This is a genomic window from Micromonospora sp. WMMA1947 (genome assembly GCF_027497355.1).
In the GTDB taxonomy this organism is placed as follows: domain Bacteria; phylum Actinomycetota; class Actinomycetes; order Mycobacteriales; family Micromonosporaceae; genus Micromonospora.
In genome coordinates, this window is the sequence record NZ_CP114909.1 from 617,546 (window position 1) to 633,954 (window position 16,409).

Annotated in this window: 17 protein-coding genes; 6 read left to right on the top strand and 11 right to left on the bottom strand. The window is 74.3% G+C overall.

Features of this window, described 5'->3' with window-relative positions; all coding sequences use genetic code 11:
- The first annotated feature begins 205 nt into the window (after positions 1–205).
- On the top strand, positions 206–1,654 hold the full coding sequence (locus tag O7604_RS02940) for a hypothetical protein (RefSeq protein ID WP_281578784.1): 1,449 nt from the start codon (positions 206–208) through the stop codon (positions 1,652–1,654).
- Positions 1,655–1,688: 34 nt separating this feature from the next.
- Positions 1,689–2,573, top strand: coding sequence for a 3-methyladenine DNA glycosylase (locus tag O7604_RS02945; RefSeq protein ID WP_269701576.1), 885 nt, complete (start codon positions 1,689–1,691; stop codon positions 2,571–2,573).
- A 24-nt stretch (positions 2,574–2,597) separates the two neighbouring features.
- Here O7604_RS02945 and O7604_RS02950 read toward each other — a convergent pair whose 3' ends face one another.
- From O7604_RS02950 to O7604_RS02990, 9 genes are all read right to left on the bottom strand, one after another.
- Entirely contained in the window at positions 2,598–3,755 is a 1,158-nt protein-coding gene (locus O7604_RS02950) for a cellulose binding domain-containing protein (RefSeq protein ID WP_269701578.1), read from the bottom strand.
- A gap of 88 nt (positions 3,756–3,843) precedes the next feature.
- Positions 3,844–4,416, bottom strand: coding sequence for a GNAT family protein (locus tag O7604_RS02955; protein ID WP_269701580.1), 573 nt, complete (start codon positions 4,414–4,416; stop codon positions 3,844–3,846).
- 49 nt (positions 4,417–4,465) lie between these two features.
- A complete protein-coding gene (gene arfB / locus O7604_RS02960; protein WP_030270056.1) occupies positions 4,466–4,891 on the bottom strand; it encodes an alternative ribosome rescue aminoacyl-tRNA hydrolase ArfB in 426 nt (141 codons plus the stop codon).
- Between the two features lie 9 nt (positions 4,892–4,900).
- Entirely contained in the window at positions 4,901–5,197 is a 297-nt protein-coding gene (locus O7604_RS02965) for a hypothetical protein (RefSeq protein ID WP_281578785.1), read from the bottom strand.
- A 158-nt stretch (positions 5,198–5,355) separates the two neighbouring features.
- A complete protein-coding gene (locus O7604_RS02970) occupies positions 5,356–6,216 on the bottom strand; it encodes a trypsin-like peptidase domain-containing protein (RefSeq protein WP_281578786.1) in 861 nt (286 codons plus the stop codon).
- Between the two features lie 38 nt (positions 6,217–6,254).
- Entirely contained in the window at positions 6,255–7,214 is a 960-nt protein-coding gene (locus O7604_RS02975) for a VWA domain-containing protein (RefSeq protein WP_269701584.1), read from the bottom strand.
- Positions 7,211–8,227 (bottom strand): DUF58 domain-containing protein, encoded by a 1,017-nt coding sequence (locus O7604_RS02980; RefSeq protein ID WP_269701586.1) that lies wholly within the window; start codon positions 8,225–8,227, stop codon positions 7,211–7,213. Before O7604_RS02980 ends, O7604_RS02975 begins: the two co-directional genes overlap by 4 nt.
- Positions 8,224–9,273: a MoxR family ATPase gene (locus O7604_RS02985; RefSeq protein WP_269701587.1), complete on the bottom strand. Its 1,050-nt coding sequence runs from the start codon at positions 9,271–9,273 to the stop codon at positions 8,224–8,226. Before O7604_RS02985 ends, O7604_RS02980 begins: the two co-directional genes overlap by 4 nt.
- Positions 9,274–9,465: 192 nt before the next feature.
- Positions 9,466–9,987: a hypothetical protein gene (locus O7604_RS02990; RefSeq protein ID WP_269701589.1), complete on the bottom strand. Its 522-nt coding sequence runs from the start codon at positions 9,985–9,987 to the stop codon at positions 9,466–9,468.
- Positions 9,988–10,272: 285 nt separating this feature from the next.
- Between O7604_RS02990 and O7604_RS02995 the strand changes: the two genes are divergently transcribed.
- On the top strand, positions 10,273–11,256 hold the full coding sequence (locus O7604_RS02995) for an endonuclease/exonuclease/phosphatase family protein (RefSeq protein ID WP_281580030.1): 984 nt from the start codon (positions 10,273–10,275) through the stop codon (positions 11,254–11,256).
- Between the two features lies 1 nt (position 11,257).
- Here O7604_RS02995 and cimA read toward each other — a convergent pair whose 3' ends face one another.
- Positions 11,258–12,856, bottom strand: coding sequence for a citramalate synthase (gene cimA, locus O7604_RS03000; protein ID WP_281578787.1), 1,599 nt, complete (start codon positions 12,854–12,856; stop codon positions 11,258–11,260).
- A gap of 239 nt (positions 12,857–13,095) precedes the next feature.
- Here cimA and O7604_RS03005 point away from each other — a divergent pair, with 239 nt between their 5' ends.
- The 3 genes from O7604_RS03005 to O7604_RS03015 all read left to right on the top strand — a co-directional run bounded on the left by O7604_RS03005 (position 13,096) and on the right by O7604_RS03015 (position 15,076).
- Positions 13,096–13,626 (top strand): carboxymuconolactone decarboxylase family protein, encoded by a 531-nt coding sequence (locus O7604_RS03005; RefSeq protein WP_013284513.1) that lies wholly within the window; start codon positions 13,096–13,098, stop codon positions 13,624–13,626.
- A gap of 193 nt (positions 13,627–13,819) precedes the next feature.
- Positions 13,820–14,284 carry a PRC-barrel domain containing protein gene (locus O7604_RS03010; RefSeq protein WP_281578788.1) on the top strand — a complete coding sequence of 155 codons (465 nt, stop codon included), beginning with the start codon at positions 13,820–13,822 and terminating at the stop codon, positions 14,282–14,284.
- Between the two features lie 51 nt (positions 14,285–14,335).
- Positions 14,336–15,076, top strand: coding sequence for a tyrosine-protein phosphatase (locus O7604_RS03015; protein WP_281578789.1), 741 nt, complete (start codon positions 14,336–14,338; stop codon positions 15,074–15,076).
- A 53-nt stretch (positions 15,077–15,129) separates the two neighbouring features.
- Here O7604_RS03015 and O7604_RS03020 read toward each other — a convergent pair whose 3' ends face one another.
- Positions 15,130–16,224, bottom strand: coding sequence for a branched-chain amino acid aminotransferase (locus O7604_RS03020; protein WP_269701596.1), 1,095 nt, complete (start codon positions 16,222–16,224; stop codon positions 15,130–15,132).
- Positions 16,225–16,409: the final 185 nt, after the last annotated feature.

Below are 16,409 nucleotides of genomic sequence, written 5' to 3' on the forward strand. Positions count from 1 at the left end.
CTATCCCCGCCCGCGCGGCGCCCGGCGGACACCGGCGGGCGGCACGCCCGGCCGCCGCGCGCCGGGCCCTCGCCGGCCCCTGGCGGCACCGGATCGGCAGGGGCCGGCAGGGTACGCGTGATCGCGCCGGACGGGGCGGGAATGGCGGCTTCGTACCCACCCGGCGGCCCCCGGCCCATAGCTTCGGGTCCGGAGGTTCGTTGGTATGCCTGCATCGAGACGACACCAGAGGGCCCTGGCAGTGTTCGTGAACTGCCTCGGCGTCATCGCCGCCGTACCGGCGCTGTCCCCGGCGACGCCCGGCGCCGCCGCCGCCCGTCCAGTCCCGGCACCGGCTGTCATCCCGGGTGCCGCGGCCACCCCGATCCCGACCGGCGTGCCGGCGGTGCCCCCGGCGGTGCCGACCACCGGCCCGGCGCCGGTCCGGCCGTCGATGCCCCCGGTCAGCGTGGCGGTGGGCGCGTCGGGCACCCCGGCACCGGGTTACCGGATCGAGGTCCGCAACGCCGGCACGGCGCCGGTCGACACCATGGTCCGGCAGGAACTGCCGAACGGGTCGCGGGCCACCACGGTGACCGGCGGTGGGCGGACCAGCCGCCCCGCCGGCACGAGCGCCGGTGAGGTGACCTGGCGGCTGCGCCTGCCGGCGAAGAGCACCACCACGTTGCACACCGCGCTGTCCGTCCCCGGTCCCGGCCGCTCGGTGACGGCACCCACCTGCGTCTACGGCACGGACGGCACGCGCCCGTTCGACTGCGCCACGGCCACGTGGGTGGGCGCCGCGACGGCCCCGGCGGCGCAGGTCACCGCCGCTCCGGCCTGGCGGCGGCCGCCGGTGCTGCTGGCCGCGTTCACCGCGCTGCTGGTGGTCACCGCCGGTGTGGTGTGGTGGGCGCTCCGGCGCCGCCGCCGGCGCACGGCGGCGGGAGGCGTCGCCCTGCACACCGGCGCCCCCGAAGGCGGCGTGCCCGGCCTGGGCATGCCGGGCGGAGCCGGCCCCGGCCGGGGCGGAACGGGCCACGGCGGAGCAGGCCAGGGTGCGCAAGGCCACAGCGGGCCGGCCGAGCGCGGCACCGTCTACCCGCGTACGGCGGTGCCGTCGCCCGCGAGCCGTCGTCGCCGGCCGCCGGTGTGGCTCGTGGTCGGCGTGGCGGCGGCCGTGCTGGCCGGTGTGGTCGGCGCGGCGGCCTGGTCGGCCACGCAGCGGGTGGCCGCGATGGACACCACCAAGCAGCCGACGAGCGGCGCGTGGGTGGGCAGCAGCGTCACCGGCGCGCTGGGTCAGCCGCTGCGCGAGACCGCGTTCGAGTTCACCGTCTACCGCATGAGCTGCGGCACCGACGTCCTGCCGGCGGCACCGGGCGGGGGGCGGCCGTGCCTGGCCACGGTCGGGGTGCGCAACCTCACCAACGAGGAGCAGACCTGGCACGGGCAGTTGCAGCGCGCGTACCTGCCGAGCGGGAACTGGGTGGCCGCCGACGAGGACGCGACCCGGGTGGCGAACCTGGGCCGGGACGTCTTCTCCCAGCCGGTGGCCGCCGGGCGGCGGGTGCTGCTGCCGCTGGTGTTCACCATGCGCGGCGACGAGCCGCCGAAACGGTTGGAGCTGCGCAGCGGCGTCTTCTCGGCGGGCGTGCGGGTGGACGTGGCGTGATCCGGGCACGGGCGGCGGTCGTACCCTGGGGTGTGTGACTGCCGCCCTCGCCCCCGCGCTCGACCTGGCCGACTGGCAGGCGCGCCGGCACGCCCACGAGGCGCGGGTGGACGCCTGGCTGACGCCGCACCTGGCCCGCCGCCGCACCGGGGTGAAGCACCCGGTGGAGGACTTCCTGTTCACCTACTACTCGCACCGCCCGGCGCAGCTGCGCCGCTGGCACCCGGGCGCGGGCGTGGTGCTGCGCGACGCCGACCCGGCCGGTTTCGGCCCGGACTACACGGCGGGCGCCGCCGGGCTCACCCTCGACACCGATCGGGTACGCGCGCGGCGCGCCGAGTCGATCGCCTGGATCCGTACGCTGCTCGCGGCGACCGCCGGACGCCCGGCGCAGTTCGGCTGTTTCGGCATGCACGAGTGGGCGATGGTCTACCGGCAGACCCAGGAGCAGGTTCGGCACAACGCCTGGCCGCTGCGGCTGAGCCCGGCGGCGACGGCGGCGGTGGTCGAGGAGCGCAGCGTGCGGTGCAGCCACTTCGACGCGTTCCGGTTCTTCACCGCGCCGGCCCGGCCGCTCAACGTGCTCCAGCCGACCCGGGAGGGCCAGCACGCGCTGGAGCAGCCGGGCTGCTTGCACGCCAACATGGATCTCTACAAGTGGGCGTACAAGCTGTCGCCGCTGGTGCCGTCGGAGCTGGTGGCGGACTGTTTCGCGCTGGCCCGGGAGATCCGGGCGCTGGACATGCGGGCCAGCCCGTACGACCTGGCCGACCTGGGCTACCCGCCGGTGCCTGTGGAGACGCCGGAGGGCCGGGCCGAGTACGCCGCCGCCCAGCGCGGGTTCGCCGAGCGGGCCGCCGGGTTGCGGGCACGGCTGCTGGCCGCGCTGGACCGGGCCGTGCCGGCCGACCGCCGCTGAGCGCGGGGCCGGCCGGCGCGGGGATCAGTTCGCGGCGCAGGTCACCGCCGGGGCCGGGCTCGGGACGGCACCGTCGGCCAGGAACCCGAACGTGGTCTGGGCGGCCGGGGCCAGCGTGCCGTTCCAGCTCGCGTTCCGGGCGGTCACTGTGGTTCCGCTCTGCGTCACGTCGGCGCTCCACGCCTGGCTGACCCGCTGGCCGGCGGCGAGCGGGAAGCGCACGGTCCAGCCGGCGATCGGCGCGGCGCCGTCGTTGCGGACGGTCACCTCACCCTGGAAGCCGCCCGGCCACTGACCGGCGATCCGCCAGGTGGCGGTGCAGCCACCGGCCGGGGGCGTCGGACCGACGGTGGGCGACGGGCTGGTCGTCGGTGACGGGCTGAGCGTCGGTGAGGGGCTGACGGTGGGCGACGAGGTGGGGCTGACGGTCGGGGACGTGGTCGGACCGGGCGTGGTGCGGCCCAGCGCGGCGACCAGCGCCGGGTACCACCTGTCGGCCATCTTCTGGTCCCCGGCCGCGTTCGGGTGCACGCCGTCGTACGTGTCGGTGGCGGTGCTGAACCCGGTCCACTGGTCGACCACCACGATCGGCGAGGCGGCGGTGGTCTTCCCGGCCGCCCAGCCGTCGACGAGCGCGTTGAGCGCCACGGTCCGCTGGCCGCACTCGGGGCAGCTCGCCGGGTTCATCGGGATGATCTTCGCGACCAGCACCGTCGTGGCCGGGTTGGCGGCCCGCATCTGGTCCACCAGCTTCGAGTACGCGGCCAGGACGGTGGCGGGCGCGATGTTGCTCCACACGTCGTTGGTGCCGAAGTGCATGAGCACGACGTCCGGCCGGGTGGCGGCCAGCCAGCCAGGCAGCAGGTTCTGGTTGGCCACGTTGGTGGCGAGGTAGCCGCCGTGCCCCTCGTTGTCGCCGTCGTACGGCACGCCGCAGCCCTGCGGCCCGAGCGTGCCGACGAAGTCGATGTCGGTGTGGCCGGTGGACTGGAGGCGGTTCCAGAGCATCGCCCGCCAGCAGCCGGGCGACCCGGTGATGGAGTCGCCCAGCGGCATGACGCGGACCGGGGTGGCCGCCGCGGCGGCCGGAGGCGTGGTGGTGGTGAGGGCGAGGCCGAGGGCGAGCACCGGTAGCAGCGCGGCGAGCGCGGTCAGCGCGGCGCGCAGGGGGTTTCGGGACATGCGCAAGGGACTCCTGTCACTGTGGACGTGGTGGTCGGTGACGGCCCTGAAGCTCCCGTACGCATTGAAGCGCTTCGACGCCTCCGGCTCAACCCTCCGGGTGTCCCCGGTGCCGGTTCCACTCCGGAGCGAGGATCGACATGACAGTGGCGTCCACCCAGTCGTCGCCGTCGCGCAGCACCTGCCGCAGCGTCCCCTCGGCGACGAAGCCCACCTTCTCGTAGGCGCGCCGGGCACGCGGGTTGAACGCGAACACCTCCAGCCCGATGCGGTGCAGGCCGAGCTGCTCGAAGCCGTACCCGACGATCAGCCGGACCGCCTCGGTGCCGAGGCCGCGGTCGCGGCCGCCGGGGCCGATCAGCGTGCGGAAGTTGCAGCTCGCGTTGGCCCGGTCCCACTCGTTGAGGACCACCTCGCCGACGCAGGTGCCGCTCGCCCGGTCCACCACCGCGAGGTCGAGCCGGTCGTCCTGGCTGTTGCGGGTGCCGTACCAGGCCCGCAGCCGGGACGGCTCGAACGTCTCGCCGGCCGGGCTGCCGGTCAGCCGGACCACCTCCGGGTCGGTCAGGATCTCGGCGAGCGCCGGCAGGTCGTCGTCCTGGAACGGGCGCAGCACCACACGCTCGCCGGTGAGCGTGGGCTTGACGGAGAAGGCGATCACGTGGCGAAATTCTCCGGGCGGCGCGCTCGGCGGCTCAACAGATTTTCGGTCAGTCGCCGTCCACTCTGCGGTCGCGTTTGCGCTGGGACTGGCGCTTCTTCTCGGCCAGGCGGCGCTCCTTCGCGCCACGGGAGGGGCGGGTCGGGCGGCGCGCCTTCGGCGGCGGGGCGACGGCCTCGCGCAGCAGCGCGGCCATCCGCTCGCGGGCCGCCTCCCGGTTGGCCAGCTGGGCGCGGTGCTCGCTGGCGGTCACAGTGAGCACACCGCCGACCAGCCGGCCGGCCAGCCGGGCCAGCGCCCGTTCCCGCAGTGTCTCCGGCACGCTCGGCGAGCCGCCCAGGTCGAAGCTCAGCTCCACCCGGGAGTCGGTGGTGTTCACTCCCTGCCCGCCCGGCCCGGACGAGCGGGAGAACCGCTCCCGCAGCTCGGCGGCGGGCACCACGAGCCGATCGGTGACCCGCAGTCCGTCGTCCACTCCCCGAGGCTAGCGCCCGGCGCGGTGACTCGGGGTGGGGGTGGCGCTCGGCGTGGGACCGGTCCGTTCCTCGCCGCCGCCGGACGCCGCGTACGCGGCCGCGCCGACGAGCAGCAGGGCGATCACGGCGAGCTTGACGACCACGCCCCGGATCGCGAGCCAGGCGTTGCGCCGGGCGCCGGGGACGCTGGTCCGGATCGTCTGGTAGTCCGTCCAGCCACGCTTCGCACGCGCGAAGGACGCGCCGACACCGGCGCCGATGACAAGGCCCACCAGGAGGAGGGCCGCAATGACAGCTTGCTCCACCTCCGCCAGTATCCATACTCAGCGTAATATTTCTATGCCCCAATGATCCCACGCCGGATATCCGACACTTCGCACCGATCTTGCGACGCTTGTGCAGGTCAACGCCGCGCGGCGCGCCCGGCCGGCGCCGCGCGGGCGGGCGGTCGCGCCCGTACGACTCAGCCGCCCCGGCCGATGATCGTGTCGGCGGTCTGCTGGACCTGGTCGATCGGGATGGCGAAGCCGATGCCGATGGACCCGTTGCCGTCGATGGTGGCGATCGCGGTGTTCACGCCGACCACCTCACCGCGCGCGTTCACCAGCGGTCCGCCGGAGTTGCCCGGGTTGATCGAGGCGTCGGTCTGCACCGCCGTGTGCCGGCCGTTGCCGATCCGTACCTGCCGGTTGAGCGCGCTGACGATGCCGGCGGTGACCGTGCCCGCGAGCCCGAGCGGCGACCCGACCGCGAGCACCGGCTCCCCCACCCGCGTCGAGTTCGCCTTCGCGAGCGGCAACGGCGGCAACCCGGCCGACGCGGGCACCCGGAGCACGGCCAGGTCGCTGGCCGGTTCCCGGCCCACCACCTCGGCCGGGAAACGCCGTCCGTCCGATGTCTCCACCGTCACCGCGCCGGAACCGCCCCGGGCCAGGATGTGGTCGTTGGTGACGATGTGCTGCTCGTTGTCGATGGCGAATCCGGAGCCGGACGCGGACGCGCCGGAGCGGCCCCCGACCATCACCGAGACCACCCCGGGCACCGTCTTGCCGGCGGCGGTGACCAGCTCTGCCGGCACCGGCGCGGCGGACGCCGCGGTCGGACCCGGCGCGCCCCGGTCGGCCGCCCAGGTGCCGGCCGCCGCGCCGGAGACGGTGGAGAGCGCCACCACCGCCGCCACGCTCAACAGCCGGTGCCGTAGGCTCCGCCGCCCGGCCTCCGGCCCACCCCCGGGTACGTCCCGGTGGCCGCGCCCGTCCGGGTCCAGCTCCGGCGAGACGAACCACGGACCGCGTGGCTCGCCGAGTCCGGTCTGCACTGCCATGCTGGCTCCTCACGTGTCGTGCGGTAGTGGTGTGCGGGTCAGGGCAGGCGGGAGAACCACCGCAGCGAACCGGCCGCGGCTCCCATGGCCAGGACCAGTCCGAGGCCGATGAAGCGGGCCGAGATGTCCTGCCGCTCGGTGCGGTAGCCGACCGAGGTGCCGATGTCCTCGTAGACGTCCTTCAGCTCGGCGGTGGTGGACGCCTCGTGGAAGCCGCCGCCGGTCTGCTCGGCGACCGCTCGCAGCGTCTGGCCGTCCACCGGCACCTGGATCGCCCGGCCACCCCTGTCGACCGAGCCGCCCGGGGTGCCGAAGGAGATGGTGTGCACCGGCACCTTCGCGGCGACGGCCTGGTCGGCGGCCTCCATCGGGTCCATGCCGGAGGTGTTCGCGCCGTCGGAGAGGATGATGATCCGGGCCGGTGGCGGATCCTTGGCGGCGGTGGCGTCCAGGCTCTTGACCGCGCCCAGCGAGGTGCTGATCGCCTCGCCGATGGCGGTGCCCTGCACGCCGGTGATGCCTTCGGCCAGCCGCCCGATCCCGTCGTGCAGCGCCTCCCGGTCGGTGCTCGGCGGCACCAGCACGGCCGCGCTGCCGGCGAACGCGACGAGCCCGACGTTGAACTCGTCCGGGAGCCCGTCGACGAACCGGCGGCCCGCCTCCTTGGCCGCGCTCAACCGGTCCGGGTCCACGTCACCGGCGAGCATCGAGGTGGAGACGTCCACCGCCACCATCACGGTGGCCCGCTCCCGGGGCACCCGCACCTCCGCCTCGGGCCGGGCGAACCCGACCACCAGCAGCGCGAGCATGCCGAGGAACAGGCCCGCCGGGACGTGCCGCCGCCAGGCCGGGCGGCGCGGGGCGACCCGGTCGAGCAGGCGCAGGTTGGTGAAGCGCACCGCGTACCGGCTCTGCCGCCGTTGCAGCACCAGATAGCCGGCGACGAGCGCGACGACGGCGAGCAGCAGCCAGAGACGGGCGGGTGACTGCCAGGTCATGCGACACCTCCGCGGGCGGCGGCCGGCACGGTGGCCAGGCGGCGCTGCTCGTGCACGTACCGGACGACGTCCGCACACCAGTCCCGGTCGGTGCGCAGCGCCAGGTGGGTCGCGCCGGCCCGGCGCAGCGTGCGGCGTACCTGGTCGCGCTGCTCGGCGGCGGCGCGGGCGTACCGCTCGCGCAGGCCCGGGTCGCCGGTCCACACCTCGCGGTGCCGGCCGCTCTCCGGGTCGACGAGCGTGATCAGGCCGACGTCCGGCAGTTCCAGCTCGCGCGGGTCGGTCACCTCGACCGCGAGCACCTGGTGGCGTACCGCGAGGCGGCGCAGCGCGGCCGCCCACGGCGGCGGCGCGGCGTCCGGGTCGTCGGGCAGCTCGTCGAGGAAGTCGGAGACGATCACCACGAGCCCGCGCCGGGTGGCCACGCGCTGGAGGCCGTCCAGCCCGTCGACCAGGCCCGGCGCCGCGTCCCGCGGGCCCGCGCCGGCCGCGCCCGCGCCGCCGGAGTCCGGCAGGTCGCCGGTACGCGGGGCGCCGAGCAGCGCGCGGAGCAGCCCGAGCAGATGGGTGCGCCCGCTGCGGGCCGGGAACCGGCGCAGCCCGTCCGAGGTGAGCACCTGAGCGCCGAGCCGGTTGCCGACCCCGGCGGTGAGGAAGCCGACCGCCGCGACGGCGGCCACCGCCAGTTCCCGTTTGTCCAGCGTGGACGTGCCGTACTCCATGCTGGGGCTGGCGTCGACGAGCAGCCAGGTGGTCAGTTCCCGGTCCGCGTCGACCTCCCGTACGTGCGGCACCGTGGTCCGGGCGGTGACCGCCCAGTCCATCCGTCGTACCTCGTCCTCGCCGGGCCGGTACTCGCGGCTGCCGGCCGCCTCGCTGCCGGGACCGGGGAGCAGCCCCCGGTACCGCCCGTGCAGCAGGCCGTCGAGCCGTCGGGTCACCGTCAGCTCCAGCCGGCGCAGCCGCTGGTCCGGGGCGAGGTCGGCGAGCCCCGGTTCGGCTCCGCCGGTCATGCCGCCGCCAGGTCGTTCATCGTCTCGGTGGGGCCGTTCACCAGCCGGGGCGGCGGCACCGCCTCGATCACGCGGCGCACCACGTCCTCGCCGGAGATCCCGTCGGCGATCGCGTCGAAGGAGAGCACGAGCCGGTGCGCCAGCACGTCCACCGCCAGTTCCCGGATGTCCTCGGGGAGCACGTAGTCCCGTCCGTGGATCAGCGCCTGCGCTCGGGCGGCGGCCACCAGGCCGAGCGTGGCCCGGGGGCTGGCCCCGTACGCCAGCAGGGGCGCGACGTCGGGCAGGCCGAAGCGTTCCGGGTCGCGGGTGGCGAGGATGAGCCGGACCACGTACTCGGCGAGCGCGTGGTGGACGAAGACGTCGGTGGCGCGGCGCTGGAGGTCGCGCAGCCGGGTCGGGTCGAGCACGGTACTCGCGGTGGGCCGCTCGGTGCTCATCCGGTAGAGGATGGCCAGCTCGTCGGCGTCGCTCGGGTAGTCGACCACGACCTTCATCAGGAAGCGGTCGCGCTGCGCCTCGGGGAGCTGATAGACGCCCTCGGACTCGATCGGGTTCTGGGTGGCCAGGACGAGGAACGGGTCCGGTACCGGCCAGCTCCGGCCGGCGATGGAGACCTGCCGCTCGGCCATCGCCTCGAGAAGCGCCGACTGCACCTTGGCCGGGGCCCGGTTGATCTCGTCGGCGAGCACCAGGTTCGCCATGATCGGCCCCAGCTCCACGTCGAACTGCTCGGTGGAGGCGCGGTAGATGCGGGTGCCGACGATGTCGGAGGGAACCAGGTCGGGGGTGAACTGGATGCGGGAGAACGTGCCACCGACCACTGTGGCGAGCGTCTGCGCCGCCAGCGTCTTGGCCACCCCCGGGACGCCCTCCAGCAGGCAGTGGCCGTCGGCGATCAGGGCGGTGAGCAGGCGGTCGACGAGCCGATCCTGCCCGACGATCACGCGTTTGACCTCGACGAGGGTCTGTTCCAGCTCGACGCCACTCGCGTCGGCGTCGACCGGGCTGAGCACGCTGGCCGGGGTGTCCGAGATGTCCGTCACGGTGCTTGCTTCCCGTGCCGGACCGGCGACAAACGTCGGATTATCGGCCCCTGGCCGGTGGTCGGCGGGCCGGACCGGCAGCATCTCCCCAGTCGGGCGGGAACGGCACGAAGCGGTGCGCCACCGGCCGGACCGGTACGGAACACGACACCGGCCCCCGCCGGAGCGGGGGCCGGTGCGGGGCCGGACGGGTCAGTTGGCGATGACCAGGTGGAACGGCCGGTCCGAGGCGCTGCCGGAGGAGCTGCGCGTCTGCACGAAGACGGCGTTCGGGGTCAGCGTGCGGGGCGCTACCGACACCTCACCGGCCGGCGGCACGTTCGCCGTGTCGTTCGTGCCGATCGTCGCCACGTACGCCTTGGCGGACACGTTGTAGTCCAGCAGCACCTGGTACTGCCCGGCGGACACCCCGACGCCCGGGGTGAACCGGAACGAGGACACCACGTTGCCGGAGTGCTGCAGCAGCGTGCCGTTGGCCGCCACGACGGCCCAGGCGACCTGGCCGGCCGCCGGCGGGGCCAGGGTGGCCCGCATCGCGGTCCGGGCGGCCTGCCGCTCGGCGGCGGTCACCGGCGGCTGGGCCGTGGAGTGCCGGGGGCCGGGCTGCGGCTTCGCCTCGGACTGGGCGGCCGCGGCGATCCCGCCACCGGCCAGGCTCAGCGACAGCGCGGCGAGCGCCACCACCGTCGCCTTGCGCTTGAAGAATGTGGCCATGAGTTCTCCCTTTGTAGACCGTGGTGATACGGCGACTGCGCGGGAAATTGCGGATCATCGAATATCCGCCAGGGAGCGCACCGCTTGTGAGCTGGCCTTACTACAGAGAGTCGCGACGTCTCAACCAGGTGGAACCTAGCACCGGAAAATGCGGGCGGTCAATAGCACTATTGCGTGTCCGACCGATCCGCAAAGCTGCCCGAAATTGCGAGGAACAATTCACGAAATTGTTTCGGAGGGCACCACGCCGACCCGGCTCCGGGTAGCCTGACCCTCATGATCACCATGGCGGGTCCACCCCGGGCGGGCACCCGGGGCGGCCGCCTGGCCACCGCCGCGTGCTGGCTCGCGGTCGCGCCGGTCGCCGCGTGGGCACTGGTACGCCTGACCGGGCTGGAACGCGGTCCACTGGTGCTGGCGATCGCGTTCACGCCGTACGTCGCCGCCGTGGCACCGGTCGTGGCGGTGGCGGCGCTCGCCCTGCGGCGCCGCGCCCCGGCGGTGGTCGCGGTGCTGGCCGCGGTGGCGCTGATCGGCGCGGTGGCGCCCCGCGCGATCCCCGGCGACCGGCCCGCCGCCGACGGGCCGACGCTGCGGCTGCTCACCGCCAACCTGCGCCTCGGCTCGGCCGACCCGGCGGCGCTGGTGGACCTGGTCCGGAACCGCCGGGTCGACGTGCTCACGGTGCAGGAACTCACCCCGCCGCTGGCGGCCGAGCTGGACCGGCTCGGCCTGGCCACGCTGCTGCCGCACCGGTCGCTGAGCCCGGAGGTCGGCTCGACCGGCTCCGGCGTGTACGCCCGGCACCCGCTGCGCGACACCGGTCACCGGCGCAACCAGGGGTTCTTCTTCACCCAGGCGTACGCGACGGTGGTGGTGCCGGGGGCGCCGCCGCTGCGGGTGGAGTCGGCGCACCCGGCCGCGCCGTACGCCCTCGACGTGGTGCCGGACTGGTGGACCGACCAGCGCGCCCAGCCGCCGACCACCCCGGACGGCGGGCTGAGCGTGCTGGCCGGGGACTTCAACGCCACGCTCGACCACGCCGCGCTGCGGGACCTGATCGCCACCGGCTACACCGACGCGGCGGACGCGGCCGGAGCCGGGTTCGGCGGCACCTGGGGCCCGTACGACGGCGACCCGATCCCGCCGGTCACCATCGACCACGTGCTCGTCGACCGGCGCATCGCGGTGCGCGCCGCCGGCACCCATCCGGTGCCGGGGAGCGACCACCGCGCGCTGCTGGCCGAGCTGCGCCTGCCCGCCGGATGAGTCAGGCCGCCGTCCCGCCCGCCACCCGGGCCCGGTCCAGGCCGTAGGTGAGCGCGTCGACAAGGGCGTGCCAGCTCGCCTCGACCACGTTCGGGTGCACGCCCACCGTGGTCCAGTCGCGGCCGACGCCGGCGGTCTCCACCAGCACGCGCGTCACCGCGCCGGTGCCGTGGCTGCCCTCCAGGATGCGGACCTTGTAGTCGGCCAGCTCGAAGTCGCGCAGCTCCGGGTAGTGCCGGGCCAGGCCGACCCGCAGCGCCTCGTCCAGCGCGTTGACCGGGCCGTTGCCCTCGGCGGTGGCGATCACCCGCTCACCGCGTACCCGGATCTTCACCGTCGCCTCGGAGACCACGGCACCGTCCTCGCGGTGCTCGACGATCACCCGGTACGACTCCAGCGCGAACGGCCGGGCCGGCGCGGCATCCGGCAGCTCGGAGCGGACCAGCAGCTCGAACGAGGCGTCGGCGGCCTCGAACGACCAGCCGTCGGCCTCCAGCTCCTTGACCCGCCCGGTGACCCGGGACAGGGTGTCCGGATGGCCGGCCAGGTCCAGACCGAGCTCACGGCTCTTGAGCTCGATGCTGGCCCGGCCGGCCATCTCGGTCACCAGGATCCGCATGTCGTTGCCCACCACGGTGGGTTCCACGTGGTTGTAGAGCAACGGGTCGACCTTGATCGCGCTCGCGTGCAGCCCCGCCTTGTGAGCGAAGGCGGCGGCCCCGACGTAGGCCTGGTGGGTGTCGGGGGCGATGTTGGCGATCTCGGCGATGGCGTGCGAGACCCGCACCATCTGTTCCAGGCAGCCCTCCGGTAGGACGGGCATGCCCAGCTTGAGCTGAAGATTGGCGACGATCGCGAAGATGTCGGCGTTGCCGGGGCGTTCGCCGTACCCGTTGGCGGTGCCCTGCACGTGCCGGACGCCCGCCTCGACCGCGGCGATCGTGTTGGCGACGGCGCAGGCGGTGTCGTTCTGCGCGTGCATGCCGAGTCGTTCCGGCGCGATCCCGGTCCGCGCCACCAGTCCCTCGATCACGGCGGTGACCTGGGAGGGCAGCATGCCGCCGTTGGTGTCGCAGAGCACGAAGCGCTCGGCGCCGGCGGCCAGCGCGGTCTCCGCCACGGCGGCGGTGTAGCCGGGGTCGAACCGGAACCCGTCGTAGCAGTGCTCCCCGTCGACGAAGACGCGCCGCCCCTGCGCCACCAGGTACGACACGGTGTCGCGGATCATGGCGAGGTTCTCCTCGGCGGTGGTGCGCAGCGCCCGCTCCACGTGCCGCAGGTCCGCCTTGGCGACCAGGGCCACGGCCGGGGTCTGTGCGTCGAGCAGGCCGCGCACCTGCGGGTCGTCCTCGACCGCGAGGCCCGCCTTGCGGGTGGCTCCGAAGGCGACCAGGATCGCGTGCCGCAGCTCCAGCTCGGTGCGGGCGCGGCGGAAGAACTCGGTGTCCTTGGGCACCGCGCCCGGCCAGCCGCCCTCGATGAAGCCGACTCCGAGGTCGTCGAGCAGGCGGGCCACCGCCAGCTTGTCGACCACCGAGTACGTGAGCCCTTCGCGCTGCGCGCCGTCGCGCAACGTCGTGTCGTACACCTGGAACGTCATCGGAGTCCTCTTCTCGTGCCCTGGGGAGCAAACAAAAAGACCCCCCGCGGATGCGGGAGGTCTGCGCGCTCGGCGAGGGAAGGCCGGCGCGCTAGCTGCTAATGATCAGGACGAAGCTGGTCACGACCCGTACTCTGCCACCCCGCCCCGGGTTTTGGGAGGCGAAACCCATATTCCGGGACGACAGCCCGCGCGACGCTCGACGCCGAGGCGCTCCTCGCCGGCGCCGGGGCCTGACCATGGGTCTCGACGCGATCAAGGCGGGCCTGCCCGAGTACGCCAAGGACATCCGGCTCAACCTCGGCTCCACCATCACCACCTCGACGCTGAAGCCGGAGCAGGCGTGGGGCACCGCCCTGGCCTGCGCGGTGGCGGCCCGCAACCCGGTGGTGCTGCGGGAGATCGCCGCCGAGGCGGCCGGTCACCTCACCCCCGAGGCGGTCGAGGCCGCCAAGGGCGCGGCGGCGGTCATGGCGATGAACAACGTCTACTACCGGGCCAAGCACCTGATCGGCGACGAGCAGTACGCGTCGCTGCCGGCCCGGCTGCGGATGCAGATCATCGCCCGCCCCGGCGTGGAGAAGACCGACTTCGAGCTGTGGTGCCTCGCCGTCTCGGCGATCACCGGCTGCGGCGTCTGCCTGGAGTCGCACGAGAAGACGCTGCGCGCCGCCGGGTTCAGCCGTGAGCAGGTGCACGAGGGGCTGCGGATCGCCGCCGTCGTCCACGCCGCCGCGGTGACCCTGGACGCGGAGGCCGCACTGGCCTGATCCACCGGCCCGCGCGCCCCGACCGGCACCGCGCGGGCCGACGACCCGAGGGGCCGGCGTCACCACCGTGGCGCCGGCCCCTCGGCGTCGGCGGGCCGGCCCTCCGGCGGTTGACCCCCGGACAGCGTGGGTAACCCTCCCGACTGATGACGGCGCCGCGACGGCCGCGGCCCTGGAGGACGGGAGGCGGCACATGGACGAACTGGACCCGCGCGCCACGCACGGCGGCACCGAGCCGATCCTCGACGACGGCCGGGGCGCGGTCGCCGGCGGCGCTCCGGCCGGTGCCTTCGACCCGTGGCGTTACCGCGACGAGGCGGGTGTGGCGAGCGCCGACCTGACCGGCTACAAGGTCGAGGCCACCGACGGCGCCATCGGCAAGATCGACCGGACGAGTCACGAGGTGGACGACAGCTACCTGGTCGTGGACACCGGGCCGTGGATCTTCGGCAAGAAGGTGATGCTCCCGGCCGGCACCGTGAACCACGTCGACCACGACGCCCGCACCGTGCACGTCGACCGGGAGAAGGACCAGATCAAGGCCGCTCCCGAGTACGACGAGTCCAGCCACGCCGACCCGGGCTTCCGGGACCGGCTGGGCGGCTACTACGGCGAGAACCACTCGGCGCTGCCGCCGGACGTACCGCCGCGCATCTGACACCTCGGCGACGGCCGGCGGGGACGTACACACGCCCCGCCGGCCGTTACCGTGTCGGATGTGGACGCTCCCGAGAGCCCCTTCCCCGCCCTGTTCAACTTCCGCGACGTCGGCGGCTACGCCGCCGGTGACGGACGCACCGTCCGCCGTGGCCGGCTCTACCGCTCCGACTCGCTGCACCGCATCGACGAGACCGACCGGAGCGCGTTCACCGCGCTCGGCATCCGCACCGTGATCGACCTGCGCCGGCCGTCCGAGGTGGAACGCGACGGGCGGGTGCCCGACTACGACGGCCTGACCTACCGGCACATCCACCCCGAGCACGCCGACTGGGGCGCGAACCGGTTCGACGACTCCGGCGTCAGCCTGGCCCGCTACCTGGCCGACCGGTACGCCGACCTGGCGCGTACCGGCACCGCCGGGCTCGCCGAGGCGGTCGGGCTGATCGCCGACAGCGCCAACGCCCCGGTGGTGGTGCACTGCGTCGCCGGCAAGGACCGCACCGGCATCGTCTGCGCGCTCACGCTCTCCGTGCTCGGGGTGCCAGACGAGGACGTGGTCGCCGACTACGCGCTCAGCACCGCCGCGTCGCGGCGCTTCACCGCCTGGGTCCGCTCCACGCTGCCGGACGCGGAGGAACCGCCACCGCCGTTCCTGGAGTCACCGGCCGAGACGATGGAGCTGTTCCTCACGGAGTTGCGCGCCGGCTACGGCTCCGTCGAGGGCTACCTGACCCATGCGGGCGTCACCGACGCGCAGCTGGAGTCCCTGCGTACCCACCTCCTGGACTGACCGCCGCCGCGCGGTGATCGAGGAGCGGACTCCTCGATCACCGCGAAGGGCCGTCAGAGGACCCGGGTGACCCAGCCGTGCGGGTCGGCGGCGCGGCCGCGCTGGATGTCGACGAGCTTCTGCCGCAACGCCATCGTGGCCCGGCCCGGCTCGCCGCCGCCCACGAGGAACTCGCCGTCGGGGAAGCGCACGCCGCCGATCGGGGTGATCACGGCGGCGGTGCCGCAGGCGAACACCTCGCGCAGCCGGCCGCTCGCCGCGTCGGCCCGCCAGTCGTCGAAGCTGACCGGCGCCTCCCGCACCTCGTGCCCGGCCTCGGCGGCGAGGGTGAGGATCGCGTCGCGGGTGATGCCCGGCAGGATCGTGCCGCCCAGCGGCGGGGTGACGATGCTGCCGTCGTCGTAGACGAAGAAGACGTTCATGCCGCCCAGCTCGTCGACGTACCGCCGCTGCACCGCGTCCAGGAACACCACCTGGTCGCAGCCGGCCTCGATCGCCTCGGCCTGCGCGGCGAGCGAGGCGGCGTAGTTGCCGCCGCACTTGGCCGCGCCGGTGCCGCCGGGCGCGGCCCGGGTGTAGTCCGGCGAGACCCAGACCGTCACCGGCTTCACGCCACCGGCGAAGTACGCCCCGGCGGGCGAGGCGATGACGCAGTAGAGGTATTCGTTGGCCGGGCGCACCCCGAGGAAGACCTCGCTGGCGAACATGAACGGACGCAGGTAGAGGCTGGCGTCCTCGTGCTCGGGAATCCACGCCTGGTCGATCTCGACCAGGCGGCGCAGCGACTCCACGAACGTCTCCCCCGGCAGCTCCGGCATGGCCAGCCGGCGGGCGGACGCGTTGAACCGGGCCGCGTTGGCCTCCGGGCGGAACATCGTCACCGCGTCACCGGTGCGGTACGCCTTCAGCCCCTCGAAGATCTCCTGCGCGTAGTGCAGCACGGCCGCGGCCGGGTCCATCGGGATCGGCGCGCGTGCCTCCAGGCGGGCGTCGTACCAGCCCTTGCCCTCGGCGTAGCGGATGGTGACCATGTGATCGGTGAACACCCGGCCGAAGCCCGGGTTCGCCAGCAGGGCGGCCCGGTCGGCGGCGGATACCGGCGCGGGATTCGGACGGATCTCGAAATCGAGCATGTCACCACCGCTCATCGCGCTGACCTCCCTGCGGGTTGACGGCATGCGGGATCGCACGCCGACGTCACTGGTGCCAGAAAACTTACCCCGAACGGTCGTTCAGCGGATAGCTCCGCCCCGGCGGAAGCGACGCGCCGGACGGTCGGGTGGGCCCGGTGACGGGTCTGGCGGCCCGGTACCGGGCCGCCAGGAAGGTCGGC